Source organism: Caldichromatium japonicum, from assembly GCF_011290485.1.
Lineage (GTDB): Bacteria > Pseudomonadota > Gammaproteobacteria > Chromatiales > Chromatiaceae > Thermochromatium > Thermochromatium japonicum.
Genome location: NZ_CP048029.1, coordinates 590,705 through 607,392 on the forward strand (window position 1 = coordinate 590,705; position 16,688 = coordinate 607,392).

General features: G+C 65.0%; 17 protein-coding genes and 2 pseudogenes. 7 read left to right on the forward strand and 12 right to left on the reverse strand.

Translation table 11 applies throughout. The features are described from left to right. Nucleotides 1–49 precede the first annotated feature (49 nt). The 5 genes from GWK36_RS15225 (at nt 50) to GWK36_RS02920 (ending at nt 5,388) form a co-directional block, all read left to right on the forward strand. Nucleotides 50–880, forward strand: a complete 831-nt coding sequence (locus GWK36_RS15225; protein ID WP_246237637.1) for a hypothetical protein — start codon at nt 50–52, stop codon at nt 878–880. Next, nucleotides 765–1,697: a conjugal transfer protein TraN gene (gene traN, locus GWK36_RS15230; RefSeq protein WP_246237775.1), complete on the forward strand. Its 933-nt coding sequence runs from the start codon at nt 765–767 to the stop codon at nt 1,695–1,697. Before GWK36_RS15225 ends, traN begins: the two co-directional genes overlap by 116 nt. 481 nt (nt 1,698–2,178) lie before the next feature. Further along, complete coding sequence (locus GWK36_RS02910; RefSeq protein ID WP_166269893.1) at nt 2,179–3,990, forward strand: PAS domain S-box protein; 1,812 nt, start codon at nt 2,179–2,181, stop codon at nt 3,988–3,990. After that, entirely contained in the window at nt 3,942–5,063 is a 1,122-nt protein-coding gene (locus GWK36_RS02915) for an ATP-binding protein (protein ID WP_166269894.1), read from the forward strand. Before GWK36_RS02910 ends, GWK36_RS02915 begins: the two co-directional genes overlap by 49 nt. Further along, a complete protein-coding gene (locus GWK36_RS02920) occupies nt 5,056–5,388 on the forward strand; it encodes a hypothetical protein (protein WP_166269895.1) in 333 nt (110 codons plus the stop codon). The genes GWK36_RS02915 and GWK36_RS02920 overlap by 8 nt, the downstream gene beginning before the upstream one ends. Nucleotides 5,389–5,413: 25 nt before the next feature. Here the strand turns inward: GWK36_RS02920 and GWK36_RS15765 are convergent, their stop codons facing one another. From GWK36_RS15765 to GWK36_RS02970, 11 genes and pseudogenes are all read right to left on the reverse strand, one after another. Then, a complete protein-coding gene (locus GWK36_RS15765; protein WP_343033165.1) occupies nt 5,414–6,118 on the reverse strand; it encodes an ArsA-related P-loop ATPase in 705 nt (234 codons plus the stop codon). Continuing rightward, the gene (locus GWK36_RS15770; RefSeq protein WP_246237731.1) at nt 6,000–7,160 is read right to left on the reverse strand and encodes a TRC40/GET3/ArsA family transport-energizing ATPase; all 1,161 of its coding nucleotides are present in this window, start codon (nt 7,158–7,160) and stop codon (nt 6,000–6,002) included. Before GWK36_RS15770 ends, GWK36_RS15765 begins: the two co-directional genes overlap by 119 nt. Further along, a pseudogene (gene arsD, locus GWK36_RS02930) lies at nt 7,133–7,507 on the reverse strand (arsenite efflux transporter metallochaperone ArsD). Before arsD ends, GWK36_RS15770 begins: the two are co-directional and overlap by 28 nt. Beyond that, nucleotides 7,504–8,607: an ACR3 family arsenite efflux transporter gene (gene arsB / locus GWK36_RS02935; protein ID WP_166269896.1), complete on the reverse strand. Its 1,104-nt coding sequence runs from the start codon at nt 8,605–8,607 to the stop codon at nt 7,504–7,506. The pseudogene arsD and the gene arsB overlap by 4 nt, the downstream one beginning before the upstream one ends. 3 nt (nt 8,608–8,610) lie before the next feature. Further along, nucleotides 8,611–9,429, reverse strand: a complete 819-nt coding sequence (locus GWK36_RS02940) for a metalloregulator ArsR/SmtB family transcription factor (RefSeq protein ID WP_166269897.1) — start codon at nt 9,427–9,429, stop codon at nt 8,611–8,613. Between the two features lie 188 nt (nt 9,430–9,617). Beyond that, a complete protein-coding gene (locus GWK36_RS02945) occupies nt 9,618–10,301 on the reverse strand; it encodes a cytochrome c biogenesis CcdA family protein (RefSeq protein ID WP_166269898.1) in 684 nt (227 codons plus the stop codon). Further along, nucleotides 10,298–10,711 (reverse strand): TlpA family protein disulfide reductase, encoded by a 414-nt coding sequence (locus GWK36_RS02950; RefSeq protein ID WP_210756841.1) that lies wholly within the window; start codon nt 10,709–10,711, stop codon nt 10,298–10,300. Before GWK36_RS02950 ends, GWK36_RS02945 begins: the two co-directional genes overlap by 4 nt. A gap of 56 nt (nt 10,712–10,767) precedes the next feature. Next, the gene (locus GWK36_RS02955; protein WP_166269899.1) at nt 10,768–11,010 is read right to left on the reverse strand and encodes a thioredoxin family protein; all 243 of its coding nucleotides are present in this window, start codon (nt 11,008–11,010) and stop codon (nt 10,768–10,770) included. A gap of 19 nt (nt 11,011–11,029) precedes the next feature. Then, a complete protein-coding gene (locus tag GWK36_RS02960; protein ID WP_425482772.1) occupies nt 11,030–12,079 on the reverse strand; it encodes a permease in 1,050 nt (349 codons plus the stop codon). Nucleotides 12,080–12,179: 100 nt separating this feature from the next. Further along, nucleotides 12,180–13,043 carry a universal stress protein gene (locus tag GWK36_RS02965; RefSeq protein WP_166269900.1) on the reverse strand — a complete coding sequence of 288 codons (864 nt, stop codon included), beginning with the start codon at nt 13,041–13,043 and terminating at the stop codon, nt 12,180–12,182. Between the two features lie 14 nt (nt 13,044–13,057). Beyond that, a pseudogene (locus GWK36_RS02970) lies at nt 13,058–14,540 on the reverse strand (SulP family inorganic anion transporter). 348 nt (nt 14,541–14,888) lie between these two features. On the opposite strand from GWK36_RS02970, the gene GWK36_RS02975 reads away from it, so the two are divergent. Beyond that, nucleotides 14,889–15,311, forward strand: a complete 423-nt coding sequence (locus GWK36_RS02975; protein ID WP_166269901.1) for a hypothetical protein — start codon at nt 14,889–14,891, stop codon at nt 15,309–15,311. A 13-nt stretch (nt 15,312–15,324) separates the two neighbouring features. After that, nucleotides 15,325–15,807, forward strand: a complete 483-nt coding sequence (locus GWK36_RS02980; protein ID WP_166269902.1) for a class I SAM-dependent methyltransferase — start codon at nt 15,325–15,327, stop codon at nt 15,805–15,807. A gap of 13 nt (nt 15,808–15,820) precedes the next feature. On the opposite strand, the gene GWK36_RS15985 is transcribed toward GWK36_RS02980, so the two are convergent. After that, nucleotides 15,821–16,075, reverse strand: a complete 255-nt coding sequence (locus tag GWK36_RS15985) for a low molecular weight phosphatase family protein (RefSeq protein WP_425482773.1) — start codon at nt 16,073–16,075, stop codon at nt 15,821–15,823. Nucleotides 16,076–16,688: the final 613 nt, after the last annotated feature.

A 16,688-nucleotide genomic window follows, 5' to 3' on the forward strand; every position in this document is an offset into this window, starting at 1 on the left:
CTATGCCGACTGCACCTGGAAGACGACCTTCCTCGATCGCCCGCGCACGGTGCACGTCACCGACTATGAAGCCTGTCTGATCCCGGACACCGATCAGCCCCGGTTCCGCTGCACCACCACGCGCACGCTGGAGGCCACCGTGCACTGGGATCCGGTCACGGTCGGCACCGATCCTGAGACCGGAGAGCCGATCATCGATTATGTCCGCCGGGTCGAGAAGCGCACCGACCGCTGGGACTGGGCCTCGAGCACCTGTCAGGAGACGATCAATGCCCGGCTGATAGACGGTTTCTGCCGCAGCACCACCACCTGCACGTCCAATCCCGACGCGGCCTGTGTCGCCGTGCCCGGCGGGGAATTGTGCGGGAGCGAACTGATGGCGCCGCCCTATCACGGGGAGACGGGGAACGAACCCTGGGAGCCGTTCTCCGGCATTGGCGCCGCCTGTATGCAGGTGAGCGTTGCGCTCGACTGCACCAGTTTCAACCAGGGCCGGATGGAGTGCTGGAACGATCTCGAGGGGGTGGAGCACTGTCCCGACAATCCCGGCGATCTGGACAACTGCATGGCGCTTGACGCCGATCCCAACTGCCGCCGGGTCAGCCGCCAGTGTGCTGAGGCGGCCACCGGGCGCTCCGGGGTGTGCTATGTCGATCAGGTGGTCTATGACTGCGGCGCCAACGCAGGAGATCACCGGGATCGAGCGTACCGACGAACTCGACTGCGGCGGCGAGATCCGCTGTCTGGGGGAGGACTGTGTGGCGATCGAACCCGAGTCCTCAGACAACTTCGACGAAGCGGTGGCCGCGCTCCACGCCGCCGAGCTGGTTGCGCTGGATGCCGACTGCACCAGCGAAGGCTGCGCGGTGTTCAAGGGTGAGGCGCTGGAGTGCAAGCGCGCCGTGGGCGGGATCGTCAACTGCTGCGAGCGTCCGGACGGCGTCTCGCTCGGGCTGTATCTGCAATTGATGTTCTCGGTGGCCAAGCTCGACAGTGTCACCATGTCCTTGGTGAAAGCCGGCGTGTCCAATCCCGCCTTCGTGGCCTGGGAGACGCTGCGCTCGCCGCTGGTCGATACCGGGGGCGCGGTCAAGGACGCCTTCACCTCGGCAGTGAACAACATCACCGGCAACGCCACGGCGCTGACGACCGAGGCGGCCAAGCAGGGCCTGATCGCCCGCTTCAAGCAGGCGCTGCTGCAACAGACGGCGCAATGGACAGCCCAGACCTTCGGGCCGCAGGCCGCCAATGCGCTGTTCATCGACGCTGGCGGCGGGGTGGCAGTAGCCGCCGACGGCACGGTGGCCGCCAATGTGGCGCTCAACCCCGCCATCACGGTGGTGATCCAGTGGGTGATGTGGGCCTATCTGATCTATTCCATCGTCATGATCCTGATCCTGATCCGGCTGATCTGGGAGTGCACTGAGGACGAGTTCACCCTTGGCGTGCAGCGCGAGCTCAAGGCCTGTCATCGGGTCGGCTCCTACTGCCGCAAGAGCGTTTTTGGCGCCTGTATCGAGAGCCGCGACAGCTACTGCTGCTTCAACTCGCCGCTGTCGCGGATCCTGAACGAACAGCTGCGCGGCCCGGCCGGACTCGGCAGCTATGGACGGGCCAAAACCCCAACTGCACCGGGATCCCGATTGCGGCCCTGGCCGAAGTCGACTGGAGTCAGGTGGACCTCTCCAAATGGCTGACGATGCTCACTGAGGCGGATTTGATCCTGACCACCACCGGACTGGATGTGACGACACTGACCGAAGGGTCGGGCAACAGTACCGCTGAGCGGCTGGAGGATCTGCGTGAGGTGCAGACTGTGGGGGAGGCCAATCGGGCGGCCGAGGCGCAGGGGGGGCGGAGACACTGGAGGGATTGCCGAGGCCGATGGAGGCGATCCCATGAGTGGTGTACGTGGAGATCACCGTGGTGACGCTATGAGCGGATTGCTTCGGCAAGCCATCGTTGCGTTCACCCTGTAACCTTTTCTCAGCCAATGCCGTGATCGGTAGCTGGCAGAGGTGTCTCGTAACGCCGCCTCCGAGAAACCCGGCGCAGCCCACGGCTGGCCTTACCCATAGCGTCTGGGATGGGATAATCGCACAGATTTTGCTCTGCCTCCTCGCGCGCGATCCCTGACGTCGTCGACCAACAGCCTTGCAACGGCACTTTACATCCGTCATGGATGGCTCCCTTCGCGCCCTGAAGACAGCCCCCACTGAACGAGGAGTAGCGTCCATTCATCCCCATTCGCATCGCGGCGTCAAACCGGTTCTGTCGTTCCTGATTTCCCGGCTGACCGTGGGCGTTCAAGCCCTGTTCCGGGTCGGTCAGCGGACGAACCGCCTGCGCACCGAACAGGAGCGATTCCAACAGGCGTTGGCCCGCGCGCAGCAGTCCGAAGAGTTCTATCGTGCCGTGTTTGCCGATGCACCGCTCGGGATGGCGCTCACGGATACGCACAGCGGGCGCTTTCGGGAATTCAACGATCGCTTTTCCGCGATCGCCGGCTGGACGCACGAGGAGTTGTCCCAGCTCGACTGGATGGCCTTCACCCACCCCGACGACTTGCAGGCCGACTGCGATCATCTAGCGCGCTTGCGTCGCGGAGAATGCGACAGTTTCCATATGAGGAAGCGCTATATCCGCTCGGATGGCTCGATCGCCTGGGTTCACCTCACTTTAGCCCGCGTGTCCCTGACCGTCGACCAGCATCCCCATCACCTTGCCCTGATCGAGGACATCACCGAGCACCGGGAAACCGAAGAGCGGCTGCGCTGCATCACCGATCTGGCCCACGACGCCATTCTCATGGTCGATCCGGCCGGAGCCATCACCTATTGGAATCGGGCCGCCACCACGATTCTCGGGTATTCGGCGACCGAGGCGCTGGGACAGAACCTGCATCGCCTGCTCGCGCCGGAACGCTATCTCGGCGCGCATCATGCGGCTTTTCCGCAGTTTCAGCGGACCGGTCAGGGCGCGGCGATCGGTCACACCGTCGAACTGTTCGCCAAGCATCAGGACGGCCGGGAGATCGCGATCGAGTTGTCGCTGTCGGCCGTGGCCCTGAAGGACGGCTGGAACGCTGTCGGCATCATTCGCGACATCTCCGCGCGTAAACGCCTGGAGGCCGCCTTGAGTGCCAGCGAAGAGCGTCTGCGTCTGGCGCTGGAGGCCAGCCGCGAGGGCGTGTGGGAGTGTGATCTGTCGACGGACACGGCGATTGCCAATGACCAATGGTTCGTGCAACTCGGCTATGCGCCCAACGCGATCGAGCCGACGTGCGCGCTCTGGAAGCGACACATCCACCCCGATGACGTCGAGGCCGTGGTGCGCCGTCTCGATGACTATCTGCAGGAGCGCACGCCACGCTATTGCAGTAACTACCGCATCGTCACAGCGGCCGGCGAGCGCCGCTGGCATCGATGCACGGGCACGATCGTGGCGCGGGACGCCCATGGCCAGCCGGTGCGCCTCATCGGCACCAATACGGACATCACCGAGCAGCGCGCCGCCATGGAACAAGTCAAGGCCGCCCACGACCGGCGCAAACTCGCCGAAGAGGATCTGCGTGCGGCCAAACAGGCCGCCGATGACGCCAATTTGGCCAAGAGTGCGTTCCTGGCCCACATGGCCCATGAACTGCGCACACCACTGAACGCCATACTGGGCCTGGCGCAAGTGCTGGAGCGCTTGGCCCTGGCCCCCGAGCCGCAGGCCCTGGTGCAGAAGATGCGTCTGGCCGGCGGGGCCATGTTGCAGATCGGTAACGACATCCTCGATCTGGCCAAGATCGAGGCCAACCAGCTCGGACTCGCGGCCCGTCCATGTCGGCTGTCCCAAGTGCTGACACGCCTGGAGGCCTTGCAGGGCGAGGCGGCGCGGGCCAAGGTCCTGCGTCTGGAGATCGCGCCACTCCCCGCGTTGGATGGGCCGCCGCTGTGCTGGCCGATCCGCAGCGGTTGGAGCAGATCCTGCTCAACCTGGTGAGCAATGCGCTCAAGTTTACTGACCAGGGCGTGATTCGCGTCCAGGTCGAGGCGTGCGCCCTCACCGAGGCGCAGGTCAGGCTGCGCTTCGGGGTCAGCGGCACCGCGATCGGCATCGCGCCCGAGGCCCAGGAACGTTTGTTCATCCCCTTCACCCAGGCCGATGCCAGCATCACCCGCCGTTTCGGCGGCACCGGACTGGGGCTGTCGATCAGCAAGCGTCTGGTCGAGCTCATGGGCGGCGCCATCGGGGTCGAGAGCCGTGAAGGCGGGGGCAGCACCTTCTGGTTCGAGCTGGAGGCGCCACGCGCCCGCATGGACGATACACCGCTCGCCACCCCGTCGAGCGCCCTGGCCCGCGGGTCGCGGCTGGCGGGCTGGCATGTTCTGGCCGTCGACGACAATCCGCTGAATCTGGAGGTGGTTGAACGGTTGCTGGCCCTGGAGGGTGCCAGCACTACCCTGGCGGGCGACGGTCAACAGGCCCTGGAGCGACTGCGCGCTCGACCCGAGCACTTTGAAGCTGTCCTGATGGACATCCAGATGCCGGTGATGGACGAACTGCGCGCCACCCAAGCGATCCGTCGGGAGCTGAATCTGCCCCAACTGCCGGTGATCGCCCTGACTGCCGGCGTAATGCGCGAGGAACGGCAACGCGCCCTGGAGGCCGGAGTCGATGACGTGCTCGCCAAACCCGTGGAACTGGAGCAACTGGTCGAGGTACTGACGCGGCGGGGGCGGTCGTCGGCTCCCGAAAGATTGTCTCAGAAATTGGACGACAGGACTCCGGCGCCCCACGCGCGGCAGAACATTCCGGGGTTCGATCCCGAACGCCTGTTCCAGCTCTGCCAGGACGATGCGGTTGCGAGGCGGTGTCTGCTGACGGGTTTTCTGGCCGACGCGACCGAGATTCCGCTCTTGGTCCGCGCCGACCTGGACCAGGGCGCAAACGAGGCGGCAATCGCGCACCTGCATCGCCTGCGGGGGCCGCCGCGAATCTGGGTGCCTCGGCGCTCGCCCGCCGCGCCCAGGAGCTGGAGGACGCGCTGTTGGCGGGGCTTCGGAGGTGGCTGAGCTGTTCGAGTCGTTCAGCGCGGAGGGAGAGGCGCTATTTCGCGCTGTCACCGCATATTTGGCCAAATATGATCCAGTCCCGCCTCATTCGCTGACCGCCGGACACGCAACTTCATTGGACGATTCTAGGCTCAGCACGCTGAGAGCGGCCTTGATTGCGCATCGGCCCAGACCGGCACGGCATCTGTTTGCAGAACTGGCACCCGACATCGAACGTATGCACGGAAGCCACAGGCGGCAGGACCTGGCGTCCGCCCTGGATGACCTGCGCTTCGATGAAGCGCTCGACGTGTTGGACGATTGCCAGAAACGCTCTGGTCAGTGACCAGCCCGGCGCCCGTACCGTCTTCTCACTCCAGCAGTCGGCCCAATCCCTCCACGCCCACCGGCAGCTCCATCACCCAGGGCACCAGGACGCTACGGCGTCCCGGAACCTCGCTCACGCGGCGGATGAACTCGGCCTCGGTCGCGCGCCGCTGGGCGAGCACCGGATGACGGGTGCCGCTGGTCTGGAGACTCTGGTTGATAATCCAGCCATAGGGTTCGATGCCAGCGCGCTGGAGGTCGGCGGCCAGACGCTCGGCCTCGATGACCGGTGTGGCCTCGGCCAATGTCACGATCAGCACCCGGCAGAACGCCGGATCGCGCAGACGCGGCAGCAGGCGACGCACCGACTCGGGCAGCTCGCCCTGGGTGCGGCTGACCTCACGGTGATAGGCCTCGGCGGTGTCGAGCAGCAGCAGGGTGTGCCCGGTGGGCGCGGTGTCGAGCACGACGAAGCCGTCCCGGCCGCCGTCGACGGCGCGGGCGAAGGCGCGAAACACTGAGATCTCCTCGGTGCAGGGCGAGCGCAGATCCTCCTCCAGCAGGGCGCGGCCGTTGGCGTCGAGTCCGGCGCCGGCCGTCTCCAGCACCTCGGCCCGGTAGGCAGCGACCTCAGCTTCTGGGTCGATACGGCTGACGGTCAGGTTCGGCACGCCCGAGCCGATGGCCTCGGCCACATGCGCGGCCGGGTCGGTGGTCGAGAGATGCACCGGATGACCGCGCCGGGCCAGTCCGAGTGCCAGGGCCGCCGCCAGGGTGGTCTTGCCGACACCAGCCCTGCGCGGCCAGCGTATCGAGCAGTCCGGCGAGCCGTTCCGGGCACGCGCCGTCGGATTCGGCCATGACCGGCATCGGGCCGGCCGCCTCCGGATCGGCCAGACGGCGCAAGGCCGCCAGTCCCAGGGTGGCGATCGGCAGCAGCGGTGTGGTGGTCTGCGGGAGCCGGGCGAGACTGTCCGACATTTCAGCCAGAGCCGCCGCGCCGCGTTGCGCCATCGCCTGAGCGATGGGGTCGTCCGAGTCTCCGGCATCGAGCACGCCGTTGAGCGCCAGATGCAGATTGCGCACGCCCAGCGCCTCCAACTCGCCACGGGTGCGCTCGGCCTCGCGCAGGGCGGCGGCCTCGGGACGGCTGACCAGCACCAAACTGGTTTCGCTGGGGTCGGAGAGGCGCGCCAGGGTCGCGGCATAGAGCGCCTTCTGTTGCTCCAGACCGGCGAGCGGTCCCAGACAGGAGGCGCCGCCGGTCGCCGAACCGATGAACTCGCTCCAGGCCGAGGGCAGGGTCAGCAGCCGTAGCGTATGACCGGTGGGGGCGGTGTCGAAGAGGACATGATCAAAGTCGGCGGTCGCCTCCGGTGCGCCGAGCAGCTTGGAGAACTCGTCGAAGGCGGCGATCTCCACCGTGCAGGCACCCGAGAACTGCTCCCCCATGCTGGCGATGGCCGCTGCCGGCAGGAGTCCCCGATAGGGCGCGACCATACGCTCGCGATACTCACGCGCCGCTGCCTCGTGGTTGATGTTGAGGGCGAACAGCCCCGGCGCGCCGGGGATGGCGGTCTGCGTCTGGCCGAGCGCGACCCCGAGCACGTCATCCAGATTGGATGCCGGATCGGTGCTCACCAGCAACACGCGCCGCCCGGCGTCGGCCAGCGCCAGTCCGGTGGCGCAGGCGAGCGAGGTCTTGCCCACGCCACCCTTGCCCGTGAAGAAGAGATGGCGGGTGCGGGTTTCTGGAAGCGCCATCAGCAGCACCCGCTGCCGGGTTTGCAACAGCCTTCGCCGCTGACCTGGACCCGGAAGAGATTGGCGGTCGGCGGGGTCAGACCGAGCTGTTCAGCCAGCTCGGCGCGCGACAGATAGGCGCTGCGGGCAACGATGTGGCCATTGATCAGGGTCAGCGGCAGGCATTCCATACCGGCCTCCATCGCCGCGATCACCGTCGGATTGGCCGTGAACGCCTGTGGATTCTGTGACAGGTTGTGACGGTCGACCTTCACCCTCTATCCGGCCAGCTATAGCAGATCGGCCTGACACTGCACCCGGGCCGGATCAACGTCGACGCCACAGATGCCGGTCGAGCAGCACATGGCCGGGTCAAAAATTTCGAGTGTTTTCATCTGTGTTCCTCCGTGTATCTCTGATCGATGTGAATACCCGCCTCGTACCAGCCCCGGCTGGCATTGACCACCCGCACCACCAAGAGCATCACCGGCACCTCGATCAGCACCCCGACCACGGTGGCGAGCGCCGCGCCGGACTGGAAGCCGAACAGCGCGATCGCTGTCGCCACCGCCAGCTCGAAGAAGTTCGAGGCGCCGATCAGCGCCGAGGGACAGGCGACACTGTGCTTCTCGCCGACCAGACGATTGAGCCAGTAGGCCAGCGCCGAGTTGAAGAACACCTGGATCAGGATCGGCACCGCCAGCAGCGCGATGATCAGCGGCTGTCTGAGGATCTGCTCGCCCTGGAAAGCAAACAGCAGCACCAGTGTCAGCAGCAGCGCGACGATGGAAGCATGACCCAGGGTGTCGAGCACGGCATCGAAGCGCGCCTGTCCCTGGGCCAGCAGGATCTTGCGCAAGATCTGAGCGATGATGACCGGAATGATGATATAGAGCAGCACTGAGATCAGTAGCGTGTCCCAGGGCACGACGATCGCCGACAGCCCCAGCAGCAGCCCCACGATCGGCGCGAACGCAAAGATCATGATGGTGTCGTTGAGCGCCACCTGCGTGAGCGTGAAATAGGGATCGCCCCCGGTCAGTCGGCTCCAGACGAAGACCATGGCGGTGCAGGGCGCGGCGGCCAGCAGGATCAGCCCGGCGACATAGGAATCGAGCTGCTCGGCCGGCAGCCAGTCGGCGAAGAGGCCACGGATGAACAGCCACGCCAGCAGCGCCATCGAGAACGGCTTGACCGCCCAGTTGACGAACAGGGTCACGCCGATGCCCTTCCAGTGATCGCGGACCTGATGCAGGGCGCTGAAATCGATCTTGATCAGCATCGGAATGATCATCACCCAGATCAGCACGCCCACGGGCAGATTGACCTGAGCCACCTCCAGTTCGCCTAGGAACTGGAAGGGCGCGGGCAGGAACTGGCCCAGCCCGATCCCGACGACGATGCAGAGCGCGACCCACAGACTCAGCCAGCGCTCGAAAACGCTCATGGACGCACCGACGGCCTGTTTGGCGGTGACTTCACATTGCACGCTCATGACTCAGACCCCCAGGGCTTCACGGACGGCTGGGATCAGGCGTGCGCGAATGTCGTCGCGCACCTGGATAAAAGACTCCAGCGGCTCGCCGTGCGGGTCATGGAAGGGCAGATGGATCTGCTTGACCGGACGCGGGAAGACCGGACAGCTTTCCTTGGCGTTGTCGCAGACTGTCACCACCAGATCGATGGGTTCATTGAGCACCGCGTCGATGTCCTTGGGATGCAGGCCCTCGGTCGGCAGGCCAAGGGCTTGCAGCGCCGTGATGGCGCCATCGGCCACCTTGGGCTGAGGCCGGGTGCCGGCCGACAGGGCGCGCACTTGGCCAGCCAGATCATGGTTGAGCAGGACTTCAGCCATCTGCGAGCGGCAGGAATTGCCGGTGCAGAGGACCAGGACGGTTTTGAGGGCCGTGTTCATGACTGAGTTCTCGCAAGCTGACTGGAGGCGATGGGATTGAACGGCGCTGGGTCTTGGTCGGTGATCAGGACTCACAGCTTTCACAGACGGATGGCGCGAGACGGATGGCGCGGGCACGATCGGCTCACTCCTCATCCCATCGCGCATGTGCATCAGGATGCGCAACGCCCAGGCCGGCAGTTGCGGATGGAGGCGATAGCGCATCCAGGTGCCGTCGCGTCGCGCCAGGACCAGATGCGCCCCGCGCAGCACCGCCAGATGACGCGAGACCTTCGGTTGTGGCGCATCGAGCGTGCTGTGCAGATCACAAACGCACAGCTCATCGGCCTCCAGCAGCATGGCCAGGATGCGGCGGCGAATGGGATCGGCGAGGGCTTCGAAGAAGGCTTGGGGGGCGAGCATGGGGCGAATCGGCGTAACCGGACGACTGTGGCTGATGCCGCCAAATCATATTTGATTAAGCGCATATTTAAAAGCGCAAATAAATATTTTTCAGTCAACAGACATCGCCTGCTTCGGATTCATTGTGATTTGGGAGTCGTCGCTGACAAAGGCGGCACGGCTCTCCACCCCACCGCTGTCATCAGCGCTCAAGCACTCCACACCAGATAACCACCCACCAGCGCCACCAGTGCCCCGCCCACACGGCGCATCCAGGCCGAGAGATCCACGATCCCCCGACGCTTGGCGAAGGCCTCGACGAAGCCGATGGACGTCCCCGCCGCCAGGATCAGCAGACAGTGCCCGATGGCATAGACGAACAGCAACGCCGCGCCATACAGCACCTCGCCCTGGGTGGCGACGAACGACAGGATCACCACCAGCACCGGCGTGGCGCAGGGCGAAGAGACCGCGCCGAAGAACAGCCCAAGCAGAAAGGCCCCGATCAGTCCGCTCTGTTTGGGTCGGTACTGGGGCGCGACCGGAAAGGGGATAGTGTACAACCCCATCATCTGCCCGCCCATGATCAGCGCCAGCGCGCCCACCGCCAGATACCAGCCGCCGCCGAGCGTTCCGAACAGGGTGCCGAAGAGCCCAGCCGCCAGCCCGAGCGCGGTGAAGGTCAGCGACAGCCCGATGACGAAGCTCAACGAATAGAGAAACGCCTTGCGCCGGTCCCCGTCCGCGTAACCGCCGACGAAGCCGACCACCAGCGGGATGGTGGTCAGGACGCAGGGCGAGGCCGAGGAGACGACCCCGGCGAGGAAGATCAGCCCGAAGGCCAGCAGCGGATAGACGACCAGCAGTTGATCGAGGTTGTCGAACCCGCTCATTCCACCCCCAGGGCGGCCAGCTCGGCGACCAGGGCCGCCTCGTCCATGAAGCCGATATGCCGCTTGACCTCGCGACCCTGGGCATCGAAGAAGATCTGGGTCGGATACATCTGGATGCGCCAGGTCTTGATCGCCTGCTCATCCTCATGCAGATCGATGAAGAGCACCTGGGCGCGCTCGCGATAGGTCTCGGCGAGCTCGGCCAGGATCGGCGCCATCCGCTTGCAGGGGATACAGGAGCGCGCGCCCAGATCGAGAATCGTTGGTCGACCGGAATTCAGGGCCTGCTCGACCGTCTCGGGACTGGCTGAAGGCAGCTCGGCGGCAGAGGCGACGGGGGCGGCGAGCAGGAGGCAGGCGGACATCAGGCCGATGCGGGCCAGGCGCGAAAAGGGCGTGGTGTGTGTCATGTTCACTGGACAGCAGGGTGCGTTGAACGGATGGTCGATGTGACTGGGCACGCGGGTCAAGCCGACGGCGCGAACCACCCCTCGATCTTCTTGCGATCCGGCACGCCGCCTGAGTGGACCACCTCCTCGTCGATCACCACGCCAGGCGTGGCCATGAGGCGGTACTGCATGATGTCCTGGATCTGATCGACCTTCTCCAGTTCGATCTCGACGCCCTGGGCGCGGGCGACCTCCTCGACCAGTTTGAGGGTGGTCTGACAGTTGCGGCAGCCGGTACCGAGGATCTTGACGTGTTTCATACGTGTGACTCCGTGACGGTTAGAGAACGAGATTGAAGACATAACCGACCAGCAGAATGCCGGTGGCGACCACGGCGACGAAGGTCGCGATCAGCGGCCATTTGAGCACCTTGCGCAGGATCAGCATCTCGGGGGCCGAGAGCGCGATGACGCTCATCATGAAGGCCAGGGTGGTGCCGAGCGCCGCGCCCTTGCCGATCAGCGCCTCGACGATGGGGATGATGCCGGCGGCATTGGTGTACATCGGCACGCCCAGCACCACCGCCGTCGGCACTGCCCACCAGACATCACGGCCCATGAAGGCGGCCATGAAGTCCTCAGGCACATAGCCGTGGATCAGCGCGCCGAGTCCGATGCCGATCAGCACATAGGGCCAGACCCGGCCGACGATCTCGCGCACATGCTTGAGGCCGGCGTGCAGGCGTTCCGGCCAACGCTGATCTGAGCCGGACGCCGCCGTCGCCTCGCCCAGGTGGATGGCGCGCACCCAGTCTTCCAAATGGCGCTCCATCTTCAGTTCGCCGATGACGAGGCCGGCGACGATGGCCACCAGCAGTCCCAGCCCCAGATAGAGCAACGCCACCTTCCAGCCGAACAGCCCCAGCAGCAGCGCCAACGCCACCTCATTGACCATGGGCGCGGCGATCAGGAACGAGAAGGTCACACCCAGCGGCACCCCGGCCGAGACGAAGCCGATGAACAGCGGCACCGCCGAGCAGGAACAGAAGGGCGTGACGATGCCGAGGCTTGCCGCCATGGCATTGCCGACCCCGAGGCGCCGACCCGCCAGCAAGGCGCGGGTGCGCTCCGGGGCGAAGAAGGTCTGGATTACGCCCATGAGAAAGACGATGCCGGTCAGCAGAAGCAGCACCTTGGGCGTATCGTAGAGGAAGAAATGCACCGCCTCGCCGAGATGGGTCGCTCGGCTCAGGCCCAGCGCGGCGATCGCCAGATCGGCGATCTCGGTGAGATGGGCGTAAAGCAGCACCCAAAGGACGGCGGCGAGGGGTAGGCCCGCCAGCCAGGGGGCGAGGCGTTGAGGTTCATGGGTGGCTGTTGGGGTCATCATGGCTATCGCATCAGTCTAAATGATACTGAAGACGAGCCAACCCGCAAAAGGATGCATCCGGCTCCGTCGGAGCGAGACGTCGTTCGCTCCAAACGCGCCGTCAGCGCAGCAGCAGCGTCGGAATCCGCGCCGAGCGCAGCAGATCCGAGGTCTTACTGCCGAAGAGCAGGGTGCGGATCGGCGAGTGGCTGTAGGCACCCATGATCAGCAGATCGATCGCCTGCTCGCGCACCGCGCCGGCGATGACCCGCTCGGCATCACCCGGCACCAGCGCCGCCGACGCCTCGAAACCGGCCGTCTCCAGCGTGGTTCCGGCCCATTCCAGTTGCTTGGCGCCGTCTCTGGTCGCCTTGCCCGACATCAGCACATGCACCGGCAATCCCTGGAACAGAGGACTCCTGGCCACCAGCTCGACCCCGCGCTTGGCCATGCCGCCGCCGTCGAAGGCGATCAGCACCCGGCGCGGCTCCTGGAACTGTTCGGTGACGGCCAGAATGGGTTTCTTGAGCGCCCGCACCACGCGCTCGACATTGCGCCCGAGATCACGCTGGGTGGCTTCAGCCGACTCGCCGCGACGTCCAAGCACGAACAGCCGGACATCGGACTGTGGCCCGACTAGGGTGTCCTCCAGATCGCCGTGGCGCTGACGCACATCGGGCGTGACCGCGCCGGCGGCCAGGGCGCGCTCGCGCAGTCGGTTGAGAAACAGCCGGCCCTGTTCACGCGCTGCCTTGCCGCGTGCGGCGTCTTCCTCGGTCAGGGTGTTGAGCAGATTCTGCTGGGCGTTGATGCCGATGGCCCCGCTGTGATCCTTGCCCGAGGCCGTCTCTGCGGGACGGTCGAGGATATGCAGCAATTCCAGCGGCGCCCCGAGCCGCCGCGAGGCCCAAGCGGCGGCGTCGGTCACGGTGTCGGCATAGTGCGAGCGATCGACACAGGCCAGGATCTTGTCTTCGTCTTGCATGGTTCGGGCTCCTTTCAATGATCCATCAGGCGTTCGACGGCCTCGGGCTTGTCGTGCACCGCGAATTTGTCGATCAGGGTGGCGCTGGCCGCGTCGAGACCGATGACCTCGACCTCGGTGCCCTCACGCCGGAACTTGATGACCACCTTGTCGAGCGCAGTCACGGCCGTGATATCCCAGAAGTGCGCGCGGCTGACGTCGATGCGCACCAGCTCGATGACCTCCTTGAAGTCGAACGCGGCGACGAAGCGATCGGCCGAGGCGAAGAACACCTGACCCGTGACCAGATAGGCGCGGGTGCGCCCCTGCTCCAGCGTGATCGAGCTGACCGCCAGCACCTAACCGACCTTGTTGGCTAAAGAAGAAACCCGAGAGCAGCACGCCGACGAGCACGCCCTGCGCCAGGTCATGGGTGGCGACCACCACCGCCACGGTCGGGAGCATGACGACATTGGCCGCCAGCGGGTGCTCGCGCAGATTGCGGATCGAGGCCCAGTTGAAGGTACCGATCGAGACCATGATCATCACCGCCACCAGCGCCGCCATCGGGATCTGCGCCGCCCATTCGCCGGCGAAGACTACCATCAGCAACAGAAAGACACCGGCGGCCAGGGTCGACAGCCGTCCGCGTCCGCCCGATTTCACGTTGATCACCGACTGCCCGATCATGGCGCAACCGGCCATGCCGCCGAGAAAGCCGCTGGCGACGTTCGCCACGCCCTGACCGACGCACTCGCGGTTTTTATTGCTGCTGGAGTCAGTGAGATCGTCGACGATGGTGGCCGTCATCATCGATTCGAGCAGGCCCACGACCGCCAGCGTCGCCGAGACCGGGAAGATGATCTGGAGCGTTTCGAGATTCAGCGGAATATCCGGCAGCAGGAACACCGGCAGACTGTCGGGCAACTGGCCCATGTCGCCGACGGTGCGCACGTCCAGGCCCAGATACAGGGTCACGCCGGTCAGCACGACGATCGTCACCAGCGGTGAGGGGATGAGCTTGGTCAGATAGGGGAAGAGATAAATGATCGCCAGCCTGGCGGCCACCAGCGCATAGACCTGCCAGGTCGCGTTGGACCCGGTCAGCTCCGGCAACTGCGCCATGAAGATCAGGATCGCCAGCGCATTGACGAATCCGGTGACGACCGAGCGTGAGACGAAGCGCATCAGTGCACCGAGCCTCAGCCAGCCGGCCAGGATCTGGAGCATGCCGGTCAGCACCGTGGCCGCCAGCAGATATCGCAGGCCGTGATCCTCGACCAGCGTGATCATCAGCAACGCCATGGCACCCGTGGCCGCTGAGATCATGCCCGGACGCCCGCCGACGAAGGCCGTGACCGTGGCGATACAGAAGAAGGCATAGAGGCCGACCTTGGGGTCGACGCCGGCGATGATCGAAAACGCGGTCGCTTCCGGGATCAGGGCCAGCGCGACCACCAAGCCGGCGAGCAGATCGTTACGGACATTGGAAAACCAGTCCTGGCGGATGGAGTTCATGCGGAATGGGTACCTTCGCGGATAGGGCCCAACGGATCGGCGATGGAGTAAAACGCGAAGGCCGTGCGCCTGAACGGCAAGTGGTTCGAGCGGAGAACCGGGTGGAGTCGGGGAACAGTGCAGACATCAGTTGCGCGGCATCGCGTCGATGGTTAGACGGAGCGTTCTGAGAACGCGGGCGAGCCGGAATGTCTACACTGGCAGGTGACTCCTGAAGTCGGATGGGATGACGCAGAATGGCCGGCAGGATAACGAACAGGTGCTTCGATGGCAACCGTGACCGAGTCCGACCAGGGATGTTAGGCTGAAAGCACCGCCATGAAATACACGACACGAGCGGAAGATGTTATGCGAATTGCGATCATTGATGCCTGGCGCGAGCGATGGCGCCTGTCGCCTGTGTTCCAACCCGAGCGTATCGCCTCGCGCGCTGACTATGCCGCTCCCCGACGTGCGCAGATGCTGGAACAGCGTCGCACCTATGTCTCGAACCTCACGCCAGCCGATCAGCAGCCATTCAGTGTGCCGGGCTACTGTCAACCCTGCCGGCGCCAAGTCATGTTGCAGGTGGATTTCGCCTATGCCTACCCGGTCGATGGCCGGTTGCAGCCCAACTGGCGCGAGCGTCTGGTCTGCCCGCACTGTCGCCTCAACAGCCGGATCCGCGCGACCCTGCATCTGTTCGAGCGATTCGTGGGCGCCCGACGCCGAGATCCGCTGTATCTCAGCGAGCAGAACACGCCGCTCTATCGCTGGATGGCGGATCGCTGATCGCTACCCCAATTTGACCGGCAGCGAATATCTCGAGTCCGAGTTCCAGCACGGACAGGTCGATGCGCGCGGCTGGCGTCATGAAGACCTCACGCGCCTGAGCTTCGCGGATGCGAGTCTCTCGGCCATCCTCTCGTTCGACGTCCTGGAGCATATCCCCGATTATCCGGCTGCCGCGCGCGAGTGTCTGCGCTGTCTGAAACCCGGAGGCGTCTTCGTCTTCAGTGTGCCCTTCATCGTCGAGGCCCAAGAGACGCTCGTGCGCGCGCGGCTTGGATCGGACGGCCGGATCGAACATCTCCATCCACCCGAATATCATGGCGATCCGGTCAGCGACGCCGGCTGTCTCTGCTACTACCACTTCGGCTGGGAACTGCTCGATCAGTTGCGTGACCTGGGGTTCGTGGACGTGACGGCGCTCGATTACTGGTCGGCCGCGCATGGCTATCTGGGCGGCAACACGCTGCTGTTCGTGGCGCGCAAGCCGGCTGGGTGATGCGTTAAGTGCTTTAGGTCTCGCCGATGCGGTCGAGCTCGTGCTGGAGCTTGAGCCGGTCGAGCGAGGCGAAGGGCAGGGCGACAAAGATCTTGATGCGGTTCTCGATCTCGCGGAAGGCGGTGCGAAAGGCATTGAGCCGGGTCAGCTCTTCGCCTTCCACGGCGGCAGGATCTTCGCTGCCCCAATGGGCGGTCATCGGTTGACCGGGCCAGACCCGACACATCTCGCCTTTGGCCTTGTCACAGACGGTGATGACGAAATCCATCCGGGGGGCGTCCGGCTCGGCGAACTCCGCCCAATCCTTACTGCAGCAGCTCCAGCGCCAGGGGATGCACCTCACCTCTCGGGTGCTGCCGGCGCTGAAGCCGCGAAAGCGCGCCGCGCCCTAGCGCTCGATGATGCGCTCGGCGAGGATGCTGCGGGCGGAATTTCCAGTGCAGAGAAAGAGAACATTGAAAGGCGTGTCGGTCATGATACCAAGGGATGTCTGAAAATTGTCGTGTCGCGGAAGTTCAGAATATTGGCGGGGATTCACGCTGAAGAACGAGCGAAATTTTCATGACAGTCTCGGACGTACCACGATGGATTTCGTTGACCAGGGTTTCCAGGGTGTCTTTGAAGCTCGTTGCCATGTCGTCTATCCCAGTCTCAGGTTGGTCATCTGGATGGCTTGCGCATCGGCGCAAGCAGCGGAGCAGATCCGATCCGATACGATACGATGAGTCGCCATGCCGGCAACAACCTCAAGCGAGGTCTGCTGAAATCGAGTATAGAGCACCCCGCCGGATAGAAGGCAACGAGCGCTAGGCGGTCAGCCGCTCCTGACGCCAGCCGACGCCAGGGCCTCCCGCCCGACCCCAGAGGGCGAATCGGCACCC

Excerpts from the sequence above, each read along its gene's own strand:
- GWK36_RS02910 (WP_166269893.1), top strand. The coding sequence starts at position 2,179 with ATGGATGGCTCCCTTCGCGCCCTGAAGACAGCCCCCACTGAACGAGGA.
- arsB (WP_166269896.1), bottom strand. The coding sequence starts at position 8,607 with ATGAGCGTGCAATGTGAAGTCACCGCCAAACAGGCCGTCGGTGCGTCC.
- GWK36_RS02940 (WP_166269897.1), bottom strand. The coding sequence starts at position 9,429 with ATGCTCGCCCCCCAAGCCTTCTTCGAAGCCCTCGCCGATCCCATTCGC.
- GWK36_RS02945 (WP_166269898.1), bottom strand. The coding sequence starts at position 10,301 with ATGAGCGGGTTCGACAACCTCGATCAACTGCTGGTCGTCTATCCGCTG.
- GWK36_RS02950 (WP_210756841.1), bottom strand. The coding sequence starts at position 10,711 with ATGACACACACCACGCCCTTTTCGCGCCTGGCCCGCATCGGCCTGATG.
- GWK36_RS02955 (WP_166269899.1), bottom strand. The coding sequence starts at position 11,010 with ATGAAACACGTCAAGATCCTCGGTACCGGCTGCCGCAACTGTCAGACC.
- GWK36_RS02960 (WP_425482772.1), bottom strand. The coding sequence starts at position 12,079 with ATGATGACCCCAACAGCCACCCATGAACCTCAACGCCTCGCCCCCTGG.
- GWK36_RS02965 (WP_166269900.1), bottom strand. The coding sequence starts at position 13,043 with ATGCAAGACGAAGACAAGATCCTGGCCTGTGTCGATCGCTCGCACTAT.
- GWK36_RS02975 (WP_166269901.1), top strand. The coding sequence starts at position 14,889 with ATGCGAATTGCGATCATTGATGCCTGGCGCGAGCGATGGCGCCTGTCG.
- GWK36_RS15985 (WP_425482773.1), bottom strand. The coding sequence starts at position 16,075 with ATGGATTTCGTCATCACCGTCTGTGACAAGGCCAAAGGCGAGATGTGT.